Origin of the sequence: Pseudomonas sp. NPDC089996 (genome assembly GCF_044748405.1) — a bacterium.
GTDB lineage: Bacteria > Pseudomonadota > Gammaproteobacteria > Pseudomonadales > Pseudomonadaceae > Aquipseudomonas.
In genome coordinates this window covers 136,968-153,239 of record NZ_JBIVGA010000009.1, presented here as the reverse complement: position 1 = coordinate 153,239, position 16,272 = coordinate 136,968, and the positions used below count along the sequence as shown (strand labels likewise).

At 63.8% G+C, this 16,272-nt stretch carries 16 protein-coding genes; 6 read left to right on the top strand and 10 right to left on the bottom strand.

The features are described 5' to 3' along the window. Nucleotides 1-19 precede the first annotated feature (19 nt). Genes lnt through ACIPW4_RS17425 form a run of 4 tightly spaced genes read right to left on the bottom strand, consistent with a single transcriptional unit; the run spans nucleotide 20 to nucleotide 3,875 of the window. Nucleotides 20-1,537, bottom strand: coding sequence for an apolipoprotein N-acyltransferase (gene lnt, locus ACIPW4_RS17440; protein WP_400659961.1), 1,518 nt, complete (start codon nucleotides 1,535-1,537; stop codon nucleotides 20-22). Nucleotides 1,538-1,545: 8 nt separating this feature from the next. Next, complete coding sequence (locus ACIPW4_RS17435) at nucleotides 1,546-2,385, bottom strand: HlyC/CorC family transporter (RefSeq protein ID WP_400659958.1); 840 nt, start codon at nucleotides 2,383-2,385, stop codon at nucleotides 1,546-1,548. A 25-nt stretch (nucleotides 2,386-2,410) separates the two neighbouring features. After that, nucleotides 2,411-2,884, bottom strand: coding sequence for an rRNA maturation RNase YbeY (ybeY, locus tag ACIPW4_RS17430; RefSeq protein ID WP_400659955.1), 474 nt, complete (start codon nucleotides 2,882-2,884; stop codon nucleotides 2,411-2,413). Then, nucleotides 2,877-3,875, bottom strand: a complete 999-nt coding sequence (locus ACIPW4_RS17425) for a PhoH family protein (protein WP_400659953.1) — start codon at nucleotides 3,873-3,875, stop codon at nucleotides 2,877-2,879. Before ACIPW4_RS17425 ends, ybeY begins: the two co-directional genes overlap by 8 nt. 174 nt (nucleotides 3,876-4,049) lie before the next feature. Here ACIPW4_RS17425 and ACIPW4_RS17420 point away from each other — a divergent pair, with 174 nt between their 5' ends. Further along, nucleotides 4,050-4,376: a DUF1820 family protein gene (locus ACIPW4_RS17420; protein WP_400659951.1), complete on the top strand. Its 327-nt coding sequence runs from the start codon at nucleotides 4,050-4,052 to the stop codon at nucleotides 4,374-4,376. A gap of 3 nt (nucleotides 4,377-4,379) precedes the next feature. Here ACIPW4_RS17420 and ACIPW4_RS17415 read toward each other — a convergent pair whose 3' ends face one another. The 4 genes from ACIPW4_RS17415 to ACIPW4_RS17400 form a co-directional block, all read right to left on the bottom strand. Then, on the bottom strand, nucleotides 4,380-4,925 hold the full coding sequence (locus ACIPW4_RS17415) for a tetratricopeptide repeat protein (RefSeq protein ID WP_400659949.1): 546 nt from the start codon (nucleotides 4,923-4,925) through the stop codon (nucleotides 4,380-4,382). 199 nt (nucleotides 4,926-5,124) lie between these two features. After that, entirely contained in the window at nucleotides 5,125-6,408 is a 1,284-nt protein-coding gene (hemL, locus tag ACIPW4_RS17410) for a glutamate-1-semialdehyde 2,1-aminomutase (RefSeq protein ID WP_400659946.1), read from the bottom strand. Between the two features lie 17 nt (nucleotides 6,409-6,425). Continuing rightward, nucleotides 6,426-7,049, bottom strand: coding sequence for a thiamine phosphate synthase (thiE, locus tag ACIPW4_RS17405; protein ID WP_400659944.1), 624 nt, complete (start codon nucleotides 7,047-7,049; stop codon nucleotides 6,426-6,428). A gap of 13 nt (nucleotides 7,050-7,062) precedes the next feature. Then, complete coding sequence (locus tag ACIPW4_RS17400; RefSeq protein WP_400660170.1) at nucleotides 7,063-7,860, bottom strand: hydroxymethylpyrimidine/phosphomethylpyrimidine kinase; 798 nt, start codon at nucleotides 7,858-7,860, stop codon at nucleotides 7,063-7,065. Between the two features lie 265 nt (nucleotides 7,861-8,125). Here ACIPW4_RS17400 and ACIPW4_RS17395 point away from each other — a divergent pair, with 265 nt between their 5' ends. The 4 genes from ACIPW4_RS17395 (at nucleotide 8,126) to ACIPW4_RS17380 (ending at nucleotide 14,203) form a co-directional block, all read left to right on the top strand. Further along, entirely contained in the window at nucleotides 8,126-10,117 is a 1,992-nt protein-coding gene (locus ACIPW4_RS17395; protein WP_400659943.1) for a 7TM diverse intracellular signaling domain-containing protein, read from the top strand. Nucleotides 10,118-10,360: 243 nt separating this feature from the next. After that, on the top strand, nucleotides 10,361-12,013 hold the full coding sequence (locus ACIPW4_RS17390) for an acyl-CoA dehydrogenase family protein (RefSeq protein WP_400659940.1): 1,653 nt from the start codon (nucleotides 10,361-10,363) through the stop codon (nucleotides 12,011-12,013). 84 nt (nucleotides 12,014-12,097) lie between these two features. Then, nucleotides 12,098-13,561: an AMP nucleosidase gene (gene amn / locus ACIPW4_RS17385; RefSeq protein WP_400659938.1), complete on the top strand. Its 1,464-nt coding sequence runs from the start codon at nucleotides 12,098-12,100 to the stop codon at nucleotides 13,559-13,561. Nucleotides 13,562-13,567: 6 nt separating this feature from the next. Then, complete coding sequence (locus ACIPW4_RS17380; RefSeq protein WP_400659935.1) at nucleotides 13,568-14,203, top strand: pseudouridine synthase; 636 nt, start codon at nucleotides 13,568-13,570, stop codon at nucleotides 14,201-14,203. A gap of 124 nt (nucleotides 14,204-14,327) precedes the next feature. On the opposite strand, the gene ACIPW4_RS17375 is transcribed toward ACIPW4_RS17380, so the two are convergent. Both ACIPW4_RS17375 and ACIPW4_RS17370 read right to left on the bottom strand, forming a co-directional pair. After that, nucleotides 14,328-14,531: a DUF2788 domain-containing protein gene (locus ACIPW4_RS17375; protein WP_027917747.1), complete on the bottom strand. Its 204-nt coding sequence runs from the start codon at nucleotides 14,529-14,531 to the stop codon at nucleotides 14,328-14,330. 52 nt (nucleotides 14,532-14,583) lie between these two features. Then, complete coding sequence (locus ACIPW4_RS17370) at nucleotides 14,584-15,060, bottom strand: Lrp/AsnC family transcriptional regulator (RefSeq protein WP_003249795.1); 477 nt, start codon at nucleotides 15,058-15,060, stop codon at nucleotides 14,584-14,586. A 391-nt stretch (nucleotides 15,061-15,451) separates the two neighbouring features. Here ACIPW4_RS17370 and ACIPW4_RS17365 point away from each other — a divergent pair, with 391 nt between their 5' ends. Continuing rightward, nucleotides 15,452-16,270, top strand: coding sequence for a DUF6515 family protein (locus tag ACIPW4_RS17365; RefSeq protein ID WP_400659934.1), 819 nt, complete (start codon nucleotides 15,452-15,454; stop codon nucleotides 16,268-16,270). The last annotated feature ends 2 nt before the right edge of the window (nucleotides 16,271-16,272 follow it).

Genomic DNA, 16,272 nt, shown 5'->3' with positions numbered 1-16,272 from the left:
GCCGCTCCCACAGGGTCTGTCAGACCGTCTTGGCGATACGGCCGGCCAGCAACGCCCAACCCAGCAGCAGCACACAGAGAATGGCCAACGGCCACGACCGCCACTGCAGGTAAGGCGTCAGCTGCTGCATCGGCACCACTTCGCCATACAGCACTGCCTTCTGGAACTGCGGTACTTCTGCGGTGATCTTGCCAAACGGGTCGATCAGCGCGGTCACGCCGTTGTTGGTGGCGCGGATCATCCAGCGGCCTGCCTCCAGGGCCCGCATCTGCGCCATCTGCAGGTGCTGCAGCGGGCCGATCGAGGTGCCGAACCAGGTGTCGTTGCTGATGGTCAGCAGCAGGTCGCTGCGTGCCGCCAGGCCTGCAGCGAACTCGGGGTAGACCACTTCGTAGCAGATGAACGGCGCAATCTGGTAGCCCTTGGCCTGCAGCAGCGGCTGGTCCGCAGGGCCGCGGGCAAAGTCCGACATAGGCAGGTTAAAGAACTCGATCGCGCCGCGGAGCATGTCCTGCAAGGGCACATACTCGCCGAATGGCACCAGTTTCTGCTTGAGGTAGGTCCCGTCGCCTTCGCCGGTCACAGTGACGCCGTTGTAGAAGCGGCGCTGCTTATGCACCACTTCACGTACCGGCACGCCGGTGATCAGTGCCGAATGGCGGTCGGCGGCAAAGCGCCCCATCACGTCGATGTAGCCCTGGGCCTGGTCCTTGAGCACCGGCACGGCGGTTTCCGGCCACACCAGCAGGTCTACTGGCCGGGAGCTGAAACTCATGTCGCGGTACAGCGCCAGTTGCGCATCGATGTGGGCCGGGTCCCATTTCAGGTCCTGCTCGACGTTGCCTTGCAAGGCCGCGACCTTGAGTGGGTCGCCGGCAGGCTTGGTCCAGGCGTGGCCCTTGAGGGCCATGCCGATCACCCACGGTGCGAGCAGCAGTACCGCGGCCACGGCCAGGAACGACGGGCGCACGCGCAGGCGCTGCAAGTTGCACAGCAACGCGGCGCTCAGCGCCAGGGTGAAGGAGATCAGCCACACACCGCCCAGCGGTGCCAGGCCTGCGAGCGGCCCATCCAGCTGGCTGTAACCGGCATACAGCCAAGGGAAGCCAGTGAGGAACCAGCCTCGGAAGGCCTCCTGCACCAGCCACAGCGCGGCGAAGCACAGGGCGTCGGCCAGGGGCGCCTCATTACGCCTGAGCCAGCGCGCCCACAGCCAGGTGGGCAAGGCAAAGAACCAGGCGAGGGCGGCGAAGAACGCCAGCAGCAAGGCGATCGCCAACAGCGGCGAGGCCCCGCCGTAGGTGGTCATGCTGACGTAGATCCACCAGGTGCCAGCGCCGTAGAGGCCGAAGCCGAACCACCAGCCCCGCCACATGGCCTGGCGCGGGCTGAGCTCGCGCAGGCCAAGGTAGAGCAGGGCGATCGACAGCAAGGCCAGCGGCCAGATGTCGAATGGCGCCAGGGCCAGGAGGGTGGATGCGCCGGCCGCCAGGGCCAGCAGGTTACCGGGCCAGCCGGGGCGGGTGAGCCAACGCATGTTTGTCCTTAGCGGGTGATCGGGGTCAGGCGCAGCAAGTGTATCCGCCGGCTGTCGGCATTGAGAATACGAAACTTGTAGGCGCCGATCTCGGTGGTCTCGTTGCGCTTGGGCAGGTGGCCGAAGGCGCTCATCACCAGGCCGCCAACGGTGTCGAACTCGTCATCCGAGAATTCGCTGTCGAAGAACTCGTTGAAGTTGTCGATCGGGGTCAGCGCCTTGACCAGGAAGTCACCGCTGGGCAGCGGCTTGATGTAGCTGTCTTCTTCGACGTCATGCTCGTCCTCGATGTCACCGACGATCTGCTCCAGCACGTCCTCGATGGTCACCAGGCCCGCCACGCCGCCGTATTCGTCGATGACGATGGCCATGTGGTTGTGGTTGGCGCGGAACTCGCGCAGCAGCACGTTCAGGCGCTTGGACTCCGGCACGAAGGTGGCCGGGCGCAGCAGGTCCTTGATGTTGAAGCTGTCGCCGTTCTCCTTGAGGATCAGCGGCAGCAGGTCCTTGGCCAGCAGGATCCCGAGCACATCGTCATGGCTTTCGCCGATCACCGGGTAGCGCGAGTGGGCGGCTTCGATGACCGCCGGGAGGAACTCGCGCGGCGATTGGGTCGCCTTGATGCTGATCATCTGCGAACGCGGGACCATGATGTCGCGAACCTGCAGGTCAGCAACCTGGATGGCACCCTCGACGATGGTCAGCGCTTCGCTGTCGAGCAGCTTGTTCTGATGGGCTTCGCGCAGCAGCTCGAGGAGCTCCTGACGGTTTTTCGGCTCATGGGCAAAAGCCTGGGTCAGTTTACCCAGCCAGGACTTCTGCCCGTTGCTCGATCGATCTTCGCTCATGGCGGTTCTCGTGATCCTTGGTGTATCAGTGTGTGAGAGGTTCGTTTTCATCGTCGGCGTACGGGTCGGGGTGACCCAGTTCTGCCAGCAATTCCCGTTCCAGTGCTTCCATCTCTTCGGCCTCATCGTCTTCGATGTGGTCGTAGCCGAGCAGGTGCAGGCAGCCGTGGATGACCAGGTGTGCCCAGTGCGCTTCCAGCGACTTGCCCTGTTCGGCCGCTTCGCGCTCGACCACCGGCACGCAGATCACCAGGTCGCCCAGCAGCGGGATATCGAGCAGTTCATCGGGCACGTCGGCCGGGAACGACAGCACGTTGGTCGCGTAGTCTTTGTGCCGGTAGGTGTGGTTGAGTTCGCGGCCCTCTGCTTCGTCGACCAGGCGAATGGTCATTTCCGAATCAGCCGTGCGCTGGCGCAAGGCCAGTTCGCACCAGCGGAGGAAAGCAGCGTCATCCGGGGCGGCAGCATCCGTGGCCCGTTGCAGGTCAAGTTCAAGCATCTTTGCCGGGCGCCTCGGGCTTGGCCTGGCGGCCTTCGAAGCGGTCATAGGCCTCGACGATACGCTGCACCAGTGGGTGACGAACCACATCTTTGGGTTGGAAGTGGGTGAAACTGATCCCCGGTACGTCCCTGAGTACTTCGATCACATGGGCCAGGCCCGACTTGGTGCCACGCGGCAGGTCGACCTGGGTGATGTCACCGGTGATCACCGCGGTCGAACCGAAGCCGATGCGGGTGAGGAACATCTTCATCTGCTCGAGCGTGGTGTTCTGGCTCTCGTCGAGGATGATGAAGCTGTTGTTCAGGGTGCGGCCGCGCATGTAGGCCAGTGGGGCGATCTCGATCACCTGGCGCTCGATCAGCTTGGCCACGTGCTCGAAGCCGAGCATTTCGTACAGTGCGTCGTACAGCGGGCGCAGGTACGGGTCGATCTTCTGGGCCAGGTCGCCAGGCAGGAAGCCGAGCTTCTCGCCCGCCTCGACCGCCGGGCGCACCAGCAGGATGCGGCGCACCTGCTCACGCTCCAGGGCGTCGACGGCGCAGGCCACGGCCAGGTAGGTCTTGCCGGTACCGGCCGGGCCGATGCCGAAATTGATGTCGTTGGCCAGGATTTCCTTGACGTAGCGCTGCTGGTTGACCCCGCGCGGGCGGATATTGCCCTTGCGCGTGCGCAGCGAGACGCTGACCTCATTGACCGCCGGGTTGTCGATGTTCTCCACCGTCGACTCCTGCAGATACAGGTGCACGGTTTCCGGCGAAAGGTCACTCGCCTTGGTCTCGCGATAGAGACGGCGCAGCAGTTGCTCGGCAGCGGAAGTGGTCTTGGGTTCGCCGATCAGCTCGAATTGATTGCCGCGGTTGCGGATTTCAATGGCCAGGCGCTGTTCGATCAGGCGCAGGTGCTCGTCGAACTGGCCGCACAAGTTGGCGAAACGGTGGGCCTCGAAAGGTTCGAGGATGAAACGATGGGGTTGTATGGGTGCGTTCAAGGTCGTTTTTAGCCGCTCGACGGCAATGGATGTGAACTCAAGAATAACCCTTGAACGGCAGTGGCGAAAGCACTGAAACGATCAAGGGTTGGTACAGGCTGTGTACCTGCGCGGGCCAGGGCCTGCTCTGCTATGATGCACGCCTTTTCTTACGCATGTGTTATCCCTCCGAACATGAGCAAACGCGAACCCGCCATCTATAAAGTGATCTTCCTCAACCAGGGGCAGGTCTTCGAGATGTATGCCAAGCAGATCTACCAGAGCGACCTGTGGGGCTTTCTGGAAATCGAAGAGTTCGTCTTCGGCGAGCGCACCCAGGTGGTGGTCGACCCGAGCGAAGAAAAACTCAAAAACCAGTTCGAAGGGGTGATCCGCAGCTTCGTGCCGGTGCATTCGATCGTACGTATCGATGAAGTGGAGCGCCTGGGCACAGCCAAGATCAGCGAGGCCAGGGCCAGCGGAAACGTGATGCCGTTCCCCATGCCGATGCCGGAGAAGTAAGGTTCAGGGGAGTGGCGAGAACGGCGTACGCCCTTCGGCGTTCTGCAGCTCCAGCAGGTATTTGCGGAAGATCTGGCCAAGCACCTGAGTGGCGTGCTCCAGCTCGTCACGCGGCATCTGCTCGGTCACTTCGTCAGCCATGTCCAGCGCATCTTCGGCGCCGTTCACCGCGGCCATCTTCAGCAGGATATAGGCCTGCACGTTGTTGGCCTTGACCCCTTCGCCATGGAAGAACATGGCGCCAAGGCGGTACTGGGCTTCGGCGTGGCCTTGCAGCGAGGCCTTTTCGAACCAGTCCAGGGCCTTTTTCAGGTCTTTGGGCGTCAGCGTGTAGTAGTACTCGCCAAGCTCGAACTGTGCCTGGGCGTCCCCGGTCGCCGCTGTTTCCTCGCAGGCTTTCAGCGCGTTCTGCAGGTCTTGTGGCTGAACATTGAGCGTGCAGCGCCCCGTTGCCGGAATCAGCAACGAGTTACCGCCCTCCGCCAGGGCCAGCAGGGGCTGAAGAAGCAACAGGCAGCCCAAGGTCAGGGCGCGGCCGGTGCGGTTCATGGGGATCGACTTACCTCTGCAAAGCTGCGGCCAATGTCTCTGGTGGCACATTATGGGATAAGCAGCGCCAACCTTACAAAGTTTTACGCGAATTTCTGTCTGGGCGGGGAAGATTACTGCTTGTGCAGTGGGATTTTTTGCCTGTGCCGGCCTCTTCGCGGGCAAGCCCGCTCCCACAGAGGCCGGCACAGTCTCGCAATCACTTCAGCGCTGCAAAGGCCTTTTCAGCTGCGTCCAGGGTAATCTGCAGCTCTTTATCACCATGGGCGATCGACGTGAAGCCCGCTTCGAACGCGCTTGGTGCCAGGTACACGCCACCGTCGAGCATCAGATGGAAGAAGCGCTTGAAGCGTTCGGCATCGCTGGCCATCACGTCGTCGAAGGTGACGATGTCGTCGGCGCCGCTGAAGTACAGGCCGAACATGGCACCCGCCTGGGTGGTGACGAACGGTACGCCAGCGGCATCGGCGCGTTGTTGCAGGCCATCGAGCATGCGGCTGGTGAAGACGGTCAGTTCGTCATGGAAGCCTGGGCGGCTGATCAGCTTCAGGGTGGTCAGGCCTGCGGCCATGGCCAGCGGGTTGCCAGACAGCGTACCGGCCTGGTAGACCGGGCCCAGCGGGGCGATGCAGCCCATGATTTCGCGTTTGCCACCGAAGCAGCCCACCGGCATGCCGCCGCCAACGATCTTGCCGAAGGTCGACAAGTCCGGCTTGATCCCGTAATGGCCCTGGGCGCCGCCGAGCGACACGCGGAAACCGGTCATCACTTCGTCGAAGATCAGCACTACGCCATGCTTGTCGCACTGCTCGCGCAGGCCTTCGAGGAAGCCAGGTGCCGGTGGCACGCAGTTCATGTTGCCGGCCACCGGTTCGACGATGATGCAGGCCACAGTCTGGCCCACGTCGGCCAGGGTCTTCTCGACGGCGGCGATGTCGTTGAATGGCAGGGTCAGGGTGTGCTTGGCGAAGTCCGCCGGCACGCCGGCCGAGCTCGGCACGCCTTGAGTCAGCAGGCCGGAACCGGCCTTGACCAGCAGGCTGTCGGAGTGGCCGTGGTAGCAGCCCTCGAACTTGATGATGGCGTCACGGCCGGTGTAGCCACGGGCCAGGCGGATAGCGCTCATGGTCGCTTCCGTGCCGGAGCTGACCATGCGTACCATTTCCATCGATGGCACCAGCGAGCAGACCAGGTCGGCCATCTCGGTTTCCATCGCGGTCGGCGCGCCGTAGGACAGGCCGTGCTCCAGCTGGCGGCGTACCGCGCCGAGCACGTCCGGATGGCCGTGGCCCAGGATCATCGGGCCCCACGAGCCGACATAGTCGACGTAGCGCTTGTCATCTTCGTCGACGACATAGGCGCCTTCGGCATGCTTGAAGAACAGTGGGGTGCCGCCGACGCTCTTGAAAGCGCGGACCGGCGAGTTGACGCCGCCAGGGATGTGCTTCTGGGCTTGGGCAAACAGGGCTTCGGAACGGGACATGGGGTCTTCTCTCGAAATCAGGAAGCGAACAGGGCGTTGAAGGCGCGGGCGCGGCGGGTGACTTCCTGCGCGCTGTCGGCGCCGAACAGGCCGTGGATCACCGCCAGCAGATCGGCACCATGGTCGATCAGCGGGGCGGCGTTGTCGAGGGTGATGCCACCGATCACGGCGATCGGCAGTTTCACCTGGGCACGGGCCTGCGCCAGCAGATCGACGTTGGCAGCCGGCGCACCGGGCTTGGTGACGGAATTGAAGAAGCGGCCGAAGGCCACGTAGCTGGCGCCTTCGCTGGCAGCCTGGGCGGCCAGTTCGAGGCTGGCGTGGCAGGTGGAGCCGATGATCGCCTGGCGGCCGAGCAGGGCGCGAGCCGGTGTCAGCGGGCCGTCGGTCTGGCCCAGGTGCACGCCGACGCCCAGGCGCGCAGCCAGTTCGGCGTCGTCGTTGATGACCAGCTGGGTGCCGTAGCGCTCGCAAAGTAGCATCAACGCTTCGGCCTCGCGCAGGCGGCGGGCGGCATCGTCGCTCTTGTCGCGGTACTGCAGCAGGCACACGCCGCCTTCCAGTGCGGCTTCGACGTGGGGCAGGAAACGGCCGGCGAGCAGCTGGCTGTCGGTGATCGCGTACAGACCGCGTAGCTTCATTTAAAGCCTCGTATCAGGAGCAGAAATCCAGGGGCAGCCGGCGTGGGACGAACTGGCCCTTGCCCAGCTGTTCGGCATCGCGCAGGGTGCGCCAGGTGTAATCCAGGGCGCTTTTCACCGCGCTTTCCAGTTGCTCGCCAAGGGCCAGGCGGCCAGCCAGGGCGCTGGCCAGGGTGCAGCCCGAGCCGTGGTAGCTGCCCGGCAGGCGCTGGCAGGTCCAGGTGTGGCTCTGGCCATCGCGGCTGTACAGGCGGTTATGGATTTCATCCTCGTCGCCGTGGCCACCGGTAATCAGCAGGTGTTTACAAAACGGCAACAGTTTTTCGGCACACTCGTCGGCAGTGCCTTCGGGCAGTTCGGCCAGGATGCGCGCTTCTGGCAGGTTCGGTGTGGCGATGGTCGCCAGCGGCAGCAGGCGTTCGCGCAGGGCATAGCCGACTTCGTCCTTGCCCAGGCGGCCACCGCCACCGGCACGCAACACCGGGTCGCAGACCAGCGGCAGGTGCGGGTGGGCAGCGAGCAGTTCGGCGACGGTATCGACCATGCCGATAGAGCCGAGCATGCCCAGCTTGACGGCGGCAACCGTGGAGTCGGCCAGCACGGCGTTGGCCTGGGCCAATACCCACTCGCGGTCGAGCACGCGGAAGTCGGAAACGTTCACGGTATCCTGCACGGTCAGGGCGGTCACGGCAGGTGCGGCGTGACAGCCTTGGGCGAGCAGGGCTTCGATATCTGCCTGCAAGCCGGCGCCGCCACTTGGGTCGTGGCCGGAGAGACAGAGGACAACGGGGCGGGAGCTGTAGGTATTCATGGTCGGCGAGCTTACCACCAAACCCATTTGTGCGGATCGTCCTACAAACCAGATTTGTTGATCGATCGGTCAAAATTTATTGGGTGTTATCTCTGAAAGCATTGAAATAGAGCCTTTTCTTTGAAAATCAGAATGGCCCATTGCTGGTGTTGAAAGCTATGCTAGAGTGCTCGGATAACTCGACAAACGGGCGCTGCCGGATTTCGTCGTCTCAAAAGGATTGGAGGCCATCGCGACGTTACCGGACAGGCCATGCTGGGGCTGTATGCGCTATTTGCTGATTGTGCTTCTGGGCTTGCTGCCCGTGCTGGCCGGAGCCGTCGAATTCGACGAGGCGACCCGGCACCTTCCATTGGGCAAAGTCATGCAGGTCTACGAAGACCGTGATGGCAGCGCCAGCATTGCCCAGGTCAGTGCGCCCATTTTTGCCAGCCGTTTTCGCACGCACCACCAGGACGTGCTGAACGCCGGTTATTCGACTTCGGTGTTCTGGCTCAAGATCGACCTGCACTACGTCGCCTCTACCGGCGCGCTGCCGCGCCAGTGGTTGCTCGAACTGGCCTACCCGCCCATGGACCATATCGAGCTGTACCTGAAGGGCAGCGATGGCGAGTTCCGCCTGGCCCAGCGCACCGGCGACGCCTTGCCCTACGACAGCCGTCAGATACGCCAGAACAATTACCTGTTCGAACTGCCCCTGCAGCCCGGCCAATCGACCACCGTCTACCTGCGCCTGCACAGCCAGGGTTCGCTGCAGGCCCCGCTGGCGCTGTGGTCCGCCGAAGCCTACATGGAAGATCAGCCGACCCGCCTCTATGTGTTGGGCATGATCTACGGCGTGCTGCTGGTGATGGCGGTGTACAACCTGTTCATCTACCTCAGCGTGCGCGATGTCAGCTACCTCTACTACATCCTCTACATTGCCTCGTTCGGCTTGTACCAGGTGTCGGTCAACGGGGCGGGGGTCGCCTATTTCTGGCCGGACAGCCCGTGGTGGGCCAATGCCGCGACGCCGTTGTTCATCGGCGCCGCGGGCCTGTTCGGTTGCCAGTTCGCGCGTCATTTCCTGCAATTGGGCAAGATCAGCCGTGGCTTCGACCGGCTGCTGCAGCTATTGATGCTCGGCGGGGTGCTGGTGATGGTGTTGTCGGTCAGCATGCGCTACGGCATCGCCTTGCGCATGGCCACGGTGCTGGCCTTGCTGTTCACCGTCAGTATCTTTGCCGCCGGGCTGTGTGCCTGGGTGCGTGGCCTGCGGGTGGCGCGCTGGTTCATCATCGCCTGGACGGCGTTTCTGCTGGGTGGGCTGGTCAATACCCTGATGGTGCTGGGTTACCTGCCCAACCTGTTCATCACCATGTATGCCAGCCAGCTGGGGTCGGCACTGGAAGTGGCCTTGCTGTCGCTGGCCCTGGCCGACCGTATCAACAGCATGCGCGATCAGCAGGCGCAGACCTTGCGTGACACCGGCCAGGCGTTGGAGCAGCTAAACCAGCAACTGGCCAGGAGCAACCACCTGAAGGATGAATTCCTCGCCACCGTCACCCACGAACTGCGTACGCCGATGAATGGTGTGATCGGCTCGCTCGAACTGATGCACACCTTGCCCATGAGTGCCGAAATGGCCCAGTACCACCGCACGGCGGTCGGTTCGGCGCAGGGCATGATGGACATGGTTGACGACATTCTCACCTTGACCGAACTGCAGGCTGGCCGCATGCGCCCCCAGGCGCTGCCGTTCAGCCTGCGGCGCACGCTGCAGGACCTGCGCGCCGGCTATGCCGGAAGGGCCCTGGGCAAGGGGCTGTACCTGAGCCTGGACATCCCGGCCGAGTTGCCGGACGAGTTGCTCGGCGATTCGCAGAAAGTGGCCCGTTGCCTGGGCTGCCTGGTGGACAACGGCCTGAAGTTCACCCACCAGGGCGGGGTGATGGTGCAGGTACGTGGCCGCCGCCTTGGCCCCGATTGCCTGGCGTTGAGCTTCACCGTCAGCGACAGCGGTATCGGCTTCGATGATCTGGACCAGGCGATTCTCTACCAGCGTTTCTTCCAGGTCGACGGCTCGATGACTCGGCGCTATGGCGGGTTGGGGATTGGCTTGTCGATCTGCCGGCAGTTGGCCGATCTGTTGGGCGGCAAGTTGTCCCATGAGTCGACGCGGGGGTTGGGGAGCAGGTTCGAGTTGACGTTGAATGTGGCGATTGCACAGGTGCAGGTGCCGCCGGGGCGGGCTGTGTCGGGGGCTACGCGGTTCTGATCGCTATCTGCCGCATCAGGGCAGCCGGGTGCTTACACTTTGTTCAGCGCCCATGAGATCGAGCGCCGCCCGCGCGGCGCTCGATCTCATGGGCGCTGCAAACCTGCCGGCGGGCACCTGTCAGCCCTCGCCCAATCCCCGAGATCCCCCCCGCCACATGTTTAGTCATTAATGCCACTTTGACTCCCTCGCATTGAGTGCTTCACTGGCCCTTTCACGCATACCCGGCCCCAGGAGCTCCCGATGAACCTGCACCAGTACGCTGAAACCCACGAAGTCACCAACCAACCGCCGCCCCTCGACGGTGCCAACCTGTACCGCCTCGACCTGCCGCTGCAGGAATGGTCGCGACGCTTCGGGGCCGGTTGGGCCGAAACTCGGATCGACGCCTACGGTGCCCTGGCCGGCGGGCCGCTGATGGCTGCAGGCTTCCTCGCCAATGCGCACAAACCGGAATTCAGCAGCCACGACCGCTACGGCCATCGCATCGACTTGGTCGAATTCCACCCCGCCTACCACGAGCTGATGCGCACCGCCGTCGAACACGGCCTGCCATCATTACCCTGGGCCGAACCTCGCCCAGGCGCCCATGTGGCGCGGGCATCGATGACCTACCTGCACAGCCAGGCCGAAGCCGGTACCGGCTGCCCGCTGACCATGACCTTCGCTGCCGTGCCGGCGCTCAGGCTGCAGCCCGAACTGGCCGAGTACTGGCTGCCGAAGATCCTCGCCCGCGACTACGACCCGCGCAATGTCGGTGACCGCCACAAGGTCGGCGTGACCATCGGCATGGCCATGACCGAAAAGCAGGGGGGCACCGACGTACGGGCCAACACCACCCGCGCTTACCCGGTTGGCAGCCCCGGCCCGGGGCAGCCTTACGAACTGGTCGGGCACAAGTGGTTCTGCTCGGCGCCCATGTGCGACGCCTTCCTGACCCTGGCCCAGACCGACAAAGGCCTGAGCTGCTTCCTGCTGCCACGCCATCGGCCCGACGACAGCCGCAACCAGTTCTACATCCAGCGCCTGAAGAACAAGCTGGGCAACAGCTCCAATGCCTCCAGCGAAGTGGAGTTTCGCGGCGCCCTGGCATGGATGGTGGGCGAGGAGGGGCGCGGGGTACCGACGATCATCGAGATGGTCGCCATGACCCGCTTCGACTGCATGGTCGGCTCCAGCGCGCTGATGCGCCAGGCGCTGACCCAGGCAGCGCACCACTGCGCCCACCGCAAGGTCGGTGGCCGGGTGCTGAGCGAACAGCCACTGATGCAGAACGTGCTGGCCGACCTGGCCCTTGAAAGCGAAGCGGCGTTGGCCCTCAGCCTGCGCATGGGGCAGGCACTGGAACAGCTTGACGACCCCCAGCAGGCGCACTTCGCGCGGCTGGTCACGGCGGTGGGCAAGTACTGGATCTGCAAGCGCGCACCGGCAATGATCAACGAAGCCGCGGAGTGCCTGGGTGGGGCCGGTTATGTCGAAGACAGCATCCTGCCACGGCTGTATCGCGAAGCGCCGGTCAACTCGACCTGGGAGGGCTCTGGCAACGTGCAATGCCTGGACGTGTTGCGTGCGTTGTCCAAGGAGCCCGGCGTGCTCGATGCCCTGTTCGCCGAACTCGGCGACGGGCATGGTGACCCACGACTGGCCGCGCATATCGGCAACCTCAAGGGGGCGTTCGCCGATACCAGCAATATCCAGTACCGGGCACGGCAGTTGACCGAGGACATTGCCCTGGCACTGCAGGCCAAGCTGCTGCTTGAAGCAGGGAATGCCGTGGTCAGCGACGCGTTCATCGGTAGCCGGTTGACCGGTGGCGGGCGGGTGTATGGCGCGTTGCCGCGTGGTATCGATGTCGAGGCGCTGGTGGCGCGGGCGACACCGGCCTGGCCAGGTTGAACATGGCGGCTGACCACTGGGGATGTATTTAGCCACAAAGGCAGGCAAGATGGCTGACATGCATGTCCAGACAGGAAGCCCAGTGTGAGCCAAGCTTTTGTAGTCGTTGATACCCCCGAACAGGCCGTCGACCGTCTGGCGGCCCTGCATGAACAGGCCACGGGGGCTTTGAGCCAGGCCCTCAAGCGTTACCTGAAGGACCGTACCGAGCCGGGTGCCGATGAGCGCGCCGTGTACCGTTACCCGGCACTGCGCCTGACCTACTACAGCCATGGTGAAGTCGCCGCCACAGTTCGTGCCTATGCCAAGGTCCAGGTGGCCGGCACTTACAGCGTCACCGTCACCCAGCCCGCAGCATTTCGCGGTTATCTGCTGGAGCAGCTGCGACCGTTGATGCATGACTACACGGTGACCGTGGAAGTCGGCGTCAGCGAGCAGAACATCCCGTACCCCTACGTGGTTGACCAGGGCGACGAGCTGGCCGGCAGCGGCATCACCGCCGCGGAGCTGGCGCGGGTGTTCCCCAGCACCGACCTGTCGGCGGCCACTGACGACATCGCCGATGGCCTGTGCGACTGGGGCAATGCCGCAACCCTGCCGCTGGCGCTGTTCGATGCCGCCCGCGTGGACTTCTCCCTGCGCCGCCTGGTGCACTACACCGGCAGCGACTGGCGCCACGTGCAGCCGTGGATCCTGCTGACCAACTACCACCGTTATGTCGACCAGTTCATCAGCCACGGCCTCGAGCAGTTGCGTGAAGACCCGCGCTTCGTGCGTATGGTGCTGCCGGGCAACGTGGTGATCGAGAAGGGCATGGACCACGGCGAAGCCCAGGCCCTGGTGGCCAGCGTTGTCTGGCACCGCTACCAGATGCCGGCCTACCACCTGATCGCTGGCGACGGTGATGGCGTTACCCTGGTCAACATCGGCGTCGGCCCGTCCAACGCCAAGAACATCACCGACCACCTGGCGGTGCTGCGCCCGCACTGCTGGCTGATGATCGGCCACTGCGGCGGCCTGCGCCAGTCGCAGACCATTGGCGACTACGTGCTGGCCCACGCCTACATGCGCCGCGACGGCATACTCGATCGCGTGGTGCCGCCGAACATCCCGATCCCGGCGCTGGCCGAAGTGCAGCTGGCGCTGCAGGAAGCTGCCGCGCAAGTCACCGGCGAGCGTGGCGAAGAGCTCAAGAAGCGCCTGCGCACCGGCACCGTGCTGACCTACGACGACCGCAACTGGGAGCTGCGCTGGGCCCAGGAGCGACCCTTGATCAACCTGTCGCGCGCCGTGGCGGTGGACATGGAAAGCGGCACCATCGCAGCCCAGGGCTATCGCCTGCGGGTACCGTATGGCACGTTGCTGTGCGTTTCCGACAAGCCGCTGCACAGCGAAATCAAGTTGCCGGGTTCGGCCAACGCCTTCTACAACCGTGCGGTCAGCCAGCACCTGAAAATCGGCATCGCCGCCCTCGACCTGCTGCGCACCGAGCTCAATTCGTTGCACTCGCGTAAACTGCGCAGCTTCGATGAGCCGCCGTTCCGCTGAGGATCCATGCCACTGCCACCCCGTTCCAAGCCGCGCCGCCCCCAGGCGCGGCCTGCCGGCCCCCGTCGCCAGGCCAAGGCGCCACCGGCCGAACCGCGCTTGATTTTGTTCAACAAGCCATTCGATGTGCTGACCCAGTTCAGCGACGGTGAAGGGCGCGCGACCCTCAAGGATTTCATCGACATCCCGGGTATCTACCCCGCTGGGCGGCTGGACCGTGACAGTGAAGGCTTATTGCTGCTGACCAACGATGGCGGGCTGCAGGCCCGCATTGCCGACCCGAAGCACAAGTTGCCCAAGACTTACTGGGTGCAGGTGGAGGGCGAGGCGAGCGACGAACAGATCCAGCGGTTGCGCGATGGCGTGGCGCTCAATGACGGGCCTACCTTGCCTGCTGAAGCCCGGCGCCTCGATGAGCCTGAGCTGTGGCCTCGCAATCCGCCGGTACGTTTTCGCAAGAGCGTGCCGACCAGCTGGCTGGAGCTGGTGATTCGCGAGGGGCGTAATCGCCAGGTGCGGCGGATGACTGCAGCAGTGGGCCTGCCGACTTTGCGCCTGGTCCGGGTGCGGATCGGCGACTGGGCGCTGGATGGGCTGGAGCAGGGCTGCTGGCGAGAAGTCGCGCCGAAATTGCAGCGCTAGCGGGGGCCGCTTTGCGGCCCTATCGCGACACAAGGCCACACACATGGGCCAGTGTACGCCGGTCAATGTGGGAGCGGCCTCGTGTCGCGAAAGGAGCGCAAAGCGCTCCCGGCGATCCTGAGCCTTAAACCCCTTCGAGAAACGCCACCACCACGCTCTTGATGATGAAGGCCAGCACCCCCAGCCCGAGCACAAAAAACAGGATCATCGTGCCAAAGCGCCCGGCCTTGGACTTTTTCGCCAGGTCCCAGACGATGAAGCCCATGAAACCAATCAGTACGGTGACCAGTACGATCATCATCCACTCTTCGAATACGGCGGGATCCATCGGTGTTCTCCAGGCAGGCTGAGCTTGCGATTGTACGCAGGCGAGCGGGTGTTCAGCGCAGGTGAGTCAAGGGCAGCTCGGTGCTCGCCAGCACCTGGTTGAGCACGAAGCTCGAGCGCACGCTGGTGACGCCTTCGATCCGGGTCAGGCTACCTAGCAGCAGTTTCTGGTAGTGATCCATGTCCGGCACCACCACCTTGAGTTGGTAGTCGGCATCCATCCCGGTGACCAGGCTGCACTCGAGCACCTGCGGCAGGTTGCGAATGGCGGCTTCGAATGTCTCGAAGCGTTCCGGGGTGTGCCGGTCCATGCCGATCAGCACATAGGCAGTCAGGCTCAGGCCGAGCTTTTTGCGGTCGAGCAGGGCAACCTGGCGCGAGATATAACCGTCGTCTTCCAGTTGCTTGACCCGACGCGAGCATGGCGATGGCGACAGGCCGATGCGTTCGGCCAGCTCCTGGTTGGAGATGCGCGCATCGCGCTGCAATTCGGCCAGGATGCTCAAGTCGTAGCGGTCAAGTTTGCTCATGGGAAAGGCCTTTTCTGTTCGGATTGCGGTGAATTATCAATCCAGGGTTAAAAATTGCGCAAGTGCTATTTATCTAAGCAATCTTCGCAATCCTCTGCCGCGCCTTGTCCCGTATCTTTATCAACAGAATCACTGCCCGGACATCAGTCCACGGCGACGCGCCCTAGGCGGGCGGTCGCGGCCAGCCATCCAACAGGATCTGCAGGCCCCCGGGCTACACAGCTTCCAGAAGACGCTGTGAGGTGAGCCGGCGCCACAAGTGCCGAGCACGGACGACAATTCTCAAAGGGAGGCCAATGGCCTCCCTTTTTTAATGGCCGCGATTTCATCTGCCCATGGCACCCGCGCGGTAGACTGGCAGCATGCCGTTTTCTTTACCGTGAGGAACAACATGAAGTCGCGCATCTGGCAGTTGGCAGGTGTTGGTTTGCTGGGCTTGGGCATCAGCCTCGGGGTGTTGGCCGAAGGGCCGGGCGAGGGGCATGGCAACGAAGGTGGCCCCGGCCGCTCACTCAATTCGCGTGATGAAGTGCAGCAGACCCAGCCTGCGCGGCAGGGCTACTACCAGGATGTCCCCCGGCACAACGGCGACAACCGTCACTGGCAGGCCGGTGGCCCGGGCCAACGTCCCGGTGGCGACTGGCAGGGGCGCCCGGACGGCCACGGCAATGGCTGGGGGCCTGGGCCACAGTATCGCCCAGGGCATAGCATCGATCATTTCCCGGACCGTTACTGGAAGGTGCCGTACCGCGGCAATGACTACTTCTATTCCGGTGGTTACTGGTATCGCCCGCATGGCGGCAGCTACGTGGTGGTGACACCGCCTTACGGCGTGCGGGTCAACTACCTGCCTTCCTACGCGCGGGAAGTCTGGCTGGGTGGCGTGCTGTTCTTCCTGGTGGCCGATACCTACTACCAGTACCTGGCCGACAGCCAGGAGTACGTCGTGGTCAACCCACCCGCCACGGCACCTGCACCCTTGCCAGCGGCAGCCCCGGCCGGCAATGGTTACGATGTGATTGCCTACCCGATGTATGGCCAAGGGCAGGAGCAACAGGACCAGGACCGCTACCAGTGCCACCGCTGGGCCGTGAGCCAGTCAGGCTTCGACCCGGCAACGGCGCCTTATGCGCCGCCCGTGGAAGTGGCGAGCAACTACCGGCGGGCCCTGGGCGCCTGCTTCAGTGGTCGGGGCTACAGCATCAACTGATT